The sequence below is a fragment of the Devosia sp. genome, from assembly GCF_036406155.1.
Lineage (GTDB): Bacteria > Pseudomonadota > Alphaproteobacteria > Rhizobiales > Devosiaceae > Devosia_A.
Genome location: NZ_DASWVV010000072.1, coordinates 1 through 4,381 on the forward strand (window position 1 = coordinate 1; position 4,381 = coordinate 4,381).

4 protein-coding genes and 1 pseudogene are annotated in these 4,381 nt (G+C 71.5%); 1 reads left to right on the forward strand and 4 read right to left on the reverse strand.

All coding sequences use genetic code 11. The annotated features are described in order from the left end of the window. The 3 genes from VGD93_RS04595 to VGD93_RS04605 form a co-directional block, all read right to left on the reverse strand. A partial coding sequence (locus VGD93_RS04595; RefSeq protein WP_395009639.1) for a chromosome segregation SMC family protein occupies positions 1 to 1,635 on the reverse strand: 1,635 nt, incomplete at its 3' end. Between the two features lie 24 nt (positions 1,636 to 1,659). Further along, positions 1,660 to 2,370 carry a DsbA family protein gene (locus tag VGD93_RS04600; protein ID WP_395009641.1) on the reverse strand — a complete coding sequence of 237 codons (711 nt, stop codon included), beginning with the start codon at positions 2,368 to 2,370 and terminating at the stop codon, positions 1,660 to 1,662. An 18-nt stretch (positions 2,371 to 2,388) separates the two neighbouring features. Then, entirely contained in the window at positions 2,389 to 2,949 is a 561-nt protein-coding gene (locus VGD93_RS04605) for a DUF721 domain-containing protein (RefSeq protein WP_395009643.1), read from the reverse strand. A 43-nt stretch (positions 2,950 to 2,992) separates the two neighbouring features. Here VGD93_RS04605 and VGD93_RS04610 point away from each other — a divergent pair, with 43 nt between their 5' ends. Beyond that, positions 2,993 to 4,027, forward strand: a complete 1,035-nt coding sequence (locus VGD93_RS04610; RefSeq protein ID WP_395009645.1) for an A/G-specific adenine glycosylase — start codon at positions 2,993 to 2,995, stop codon at positions 4,025 to 4,027. 69 nt (positions 4,028 to 4,096) lie between these two features. On the opposite strand, the pseudogene VGD93_RS04615 reads toward VGD93_RS04610, so the two are convergent. After that, positions 4,097 to 4,381: pseudogene (locus tag VGD93_RS04615) on the reverse strand (modification methylase); the annotation flags it as partial.

Sequence of the window (4,381 nt, forward strand, 5' to 3'; positions counted from 1 at the left end):
GTGCAGCGGGGCGCCGGCATCGGCGGACGCTTCGAGATCCTCGCCGAGCGCGGCCCCCAGCGCCGTCTCGCAGCCCGGCGTCACCCTGAGCGCATCCACGATCGCCGGCCACAGGCTCTCGCCGCCGGCGAGGATGCGGCCGAGCGTCTGTGCTTCGGCCTCGAGCCGGTTGAGCCGGGCCTCGAGTTCCTGCAGCGCCGGGCGGGCCGCCTCCAGCGCCGCCTGCGCCGCCTGGCTGTCGTTCTCCGCCGCGATCGCCGTCTGCTCGGCGGCGCGCGCTGCCGCCTGCGCCGCCTCGAGCGCTGCGCGCCGCTCCTGCATCGTCTTGTCGGTATCGAGGCGGGCGGCAACCTGCCCGGCCTCGCGAGCAACCTCGGCCAGTTGCTGCGTCAACCGGCCGATCCGCGCTGCCGCGTCCTCGCGTGCCCGCTGCGCCTGCGCCCGTCGGGCGCGCACCTGCGCCTCGGCTTCGGCCGCCGCCCGCATCTCGGCTTCCGCCGCCCCGACCGTCGCCTGCGCCGCGTCCGCCGCGTCCCTCGCGGCATCGTATTCCTGACGCTCGCCGGCGGCCTCGGCTTCGAGCCGGGCCGTCTCTTCGGCATAGGCCTTGAGCGTCTCCTCGCTTTCACCGAGCAGCGCCTTTTCGCGCGCCGCATCGGCCTCGAGCTGCTTCAGCCGCTCGCCCAGTTCGGCGCGGCGGGCGTCGCTGCGGCGCGCCTCCTCGGCCAGTTGCTCGGCGAGGATGACCAGCCGCTGCAGCGTTGCGCCGGTCGCCGCCTCCGTCGCGCGCAGCGGCTCCACCGCCTTGTCGGCTAGGAACAGCACCTTCTGCGCTTCCAGTTCGACGTGCTGCGCCTCGGCCAGCTGGTTGACCAGCCTGCCGTGCTCGGCCGCGGTTTCCTTCTCGGCCACGCGCGCCGCCACCCAGCGCAGGTGGAACAGCGTCGCCTCCGCCTTGCGGATCTCGCCGGACAGAGAGCGGTAGCGGATGGCGAGGCGCGCCTGGCGCTTCAGCGTCTCCAGCTGCTGCTCCACCTGGGCGATGACGTCGTCGACGCGCTCGAGATTCTGCTCGGCGCCCTTGAGCCGCAGCTCGGCCTCGTGCCGGCGCGAGTACAGCCCGGAAATGCCGGCCGCCTCCTCGAGCAGGGCGCGACGCTGCTGCGGCTTGGCCGCGATCAGTTCGCCGATCTGGCCCTGCCGCACCAGCGCCGGCGAGCGCGCCCCCGTCGAGGCATCGGCAAACAGCAACTGCACGTCGCGCGCGCGCACCTCCTTGCCGTTGACGCGATAGACCGAACCCGCCTCGCGCTCGATGCGGCGGGTGACTTCCAGCACGTCGGCGGTGTTGAGATGGGCGGGGGCGGTGCGGTCGGCATTGTCGAGCACCAGCGTCACTTCCGCCGAATTGCGGGCCGGGCGGCTGCCGGAGCCGGCGAAGATGACGTCGTCCATGCCCGAGGCGCGCATCGCCTTGTACGAGCTTTCGCCCATCACCCAGCGCAGCGCCTCGACGAGATTGGACTTGCCGCACCCGTTCGGGCCGACGACGCCCGACAGCCCGGGCTCGAGGTGCAGCTCGGTGGCGTCGCAGAACGATTTGAAGCCGTGGAGCTTGAGGCGCTGGAACTTCACCGCGCGCCTCCCGACGCGGGAGCGCTAGGCGAGGAGCGGATCGATCGCTGCCTTGAGCTCTTCAAGCGTCTTGTCCCCGGTCAGCTGCTTGCCGTTGATGTAGAATGTAGGCGTGCCCTCGAGCTTGAACTCGTCCAGCGCCTGCTCGCGCATCTTTTCCATGGCGGCGAAGAGCTCCTGATTCGTCAAGGCGGCCTCGAAGCTTTGGTCGGTAAAACCCAGTTGTTTGGCAATGCCGAGCAGCGCATCGCGCGGGTTCTGCGCCGTGCCCCACTGTTCCTGCGTCTTGAAATAGGTGGCGATGACCGTGTGGTACTGCTCTTCGCCGGCCGCTTCGGCGAGCAGGAACACCACCGCGTCCAGGACGTTGCGCACGAACGGGCGGAGGATGAACTTCACCTTGCCGGTGTCGATATAGTCCGTCTTGAACTGCGGATAGACGTTGTTGTGGAACGTCGCGCAGTGCGGGCAGGTCGGCGAAGCGTATTCGATCACCGTGACCTTGGCGTCGGCGCTGCCGAGCACACGGTCGGGAACCGCCACCTGGGCGAGCTTGGCGACGTCGAGCACGTCGCCTTCCTTGGCCAGCGCGGGGCCGAACCCGTAAAGGCTCGCAAGCGCTGCGGACGTGGCCAGGATAAGGGTGTCTCGGCGGGTAAGGGTCACGGCAATAACTCCGAATTTTGGCTGGCGCACACTACACGCCGGCATGGTGACGACAAGGGGCGCGGCCATCAACAGCCGGTGAATTCCCTATTTTCGGCTCTGGCCGAGAACCCCGTGCCCGAGCCGGCGCAAGGCATCGCGCAGCCCGTCGTCCGCGACCGGGGCGAGCCTGTGCTCGACTTCGGCGCGCACCGCCGGGCTGACCTCGCGGGGAGTGTCGTCGTCCACGCCTGAATGCGGGGTGAACGGCTCGGCCGAGAGCCGGACCGCACCTACGAGGAAATAGCCGAAATAGCGGTTGACGGCGGCGGCGATCGGTCCGGCCTCGTGGCTCAAGGCCAAAGCGTGCCCGGGAACGCAGCGCAGGTACAGCGTCGCACCCTCGGCGCCACGCGCGCCGCGCGGCCACGCCAGCCGATCGGGCAGCGCCACCTTGTCGTAGGGGGGCGGCGCCATGGCCGGCCAGTGGGTGAGGATGTCGCGGCTGGCGAAGCCACGCTTGCGCAGCACCGGGTCGAGCACCCGGCCCAGTGCCTCGGCCGCGCCGACGGCGCGGTTGAGCCGCCGGGGGGCGGCGTCCTTCTTGGGTCGTGGCGCCATTGGTGACAACTCGCTGGCGCCCTTGCCTCGGGGCAGGGCGCGGGTCATGTGTTGCCCCATCATGCCGCAAGCCGCCCGCCGAAAAAACCCCATGCCGCCGCTCGACGCCGCCGCCGTGCTTGCCTGGTACGACGCCGAGGCCCGCGTGCTGCCCTGGCGCGTCGGCCCGGCGCAGCGCCGGGCGGGGCAGCGACCCGATCCCTACCGTGTCTGGCTGAGCGAAATCATGCTTCAGCAGACGACCGTGGCGGCCGTGCAGAAATACTATGCCCGCTTCCTTGCGCTGTGGCCGCGCGTTGCCGACCTCGCCGCTGCCCCGCTCGAAGCCGTGCTGGTCGAGTGGGCGGGGCTGGGCTACTACGCCCGCGCCCGCAATTTGCACGCCTGCGCGCGCGACGTCGTCGCCTGCCATAGCGGCGTCTTCCCCACGACCTCGGCCGGCTTGCGGGCGCTGCCCGGGATCGGCCCCTATACCGCCGCCGCCATTGCCGCCATCGCCGCCGACGAGCCCGTTGCCGTGGTCGACGGCAATGTCGAGCGCGTGCTCGCCCGCTACCTCGCGCTCGCCGCGCCGGTGCGCGACGCCAAGGACGAAATCCGGGCGGCGGTCCAGGCCTCGGTGCCTGCCCGCGCCGGCGATTTCGCCCAGGCGCTGATGGATCTCGGCGCAACGATATGCACCCCGCGGGTTGCCTTTTGCGCCCGCTGTCCGCTGCGGCCCGGCTGCGCCGGCACCCGCGCCGAACCGCTCGCCTATCCGGTCAGGCCGGCGAAGCCGGAGCGCCCGACGCGCTACGGCCACGCCTTCGTCATGCGCGACGGCGCCGGCGACGTTTACCTGCAGGGCCGCGCCGACAAGGGGCTGCTGGCGCGGATGACCGAGGTGCCGGTGTCGGACTGGACCGGTGCTCCCGCCGCGCCGGGCTACCCCGTTGCCGCCGAGTGGCGCCATCGCGGCCGCGTCGTGCACGTCTTCACCCATTTCCGGCTGGAGCTGGAAGTCTGGTCCACGACCGTGCCCGATCCTGCGGCGCTGTCTGCCGGCTGGTGGGCCGACCCGGCCGAACTCGGCGCCGAGGCCCTGCCCAGCGTCTTCCGCAAGGTACTGGCGACGGCGCTGGACTGAGCAGCGGCCGCGGCAAAAGCAAACCGCCGGCCTTGCGACCGGCGGCTCTGCTTGCCTGAAGTTTGGAGGTCAGGCGGAAAGGCGCTGCATCTGCGTGCGGATATCGGCGCGGTAGCTGTCGATCGGAACGAGCCGGCCGGCGTCCTCGGTGTGCCAGAAGGTCCAGCCGTTGCACGCCTCGGCGCCCTGCACCAGCGCGCCGACGCGGTGGATCGAGCCGGCGTGCGGCCCGGCCGCGAGCGAGCCGTCGGCCCTGACCAGGGCCGCGTAGCGCCGGCGCTGGTCGACCAGCGTCGTGCCGGGCGCGATCAGCCCCATCTCGACCAGGGAGCCGAAGGCCACGCGCGGCGCCGC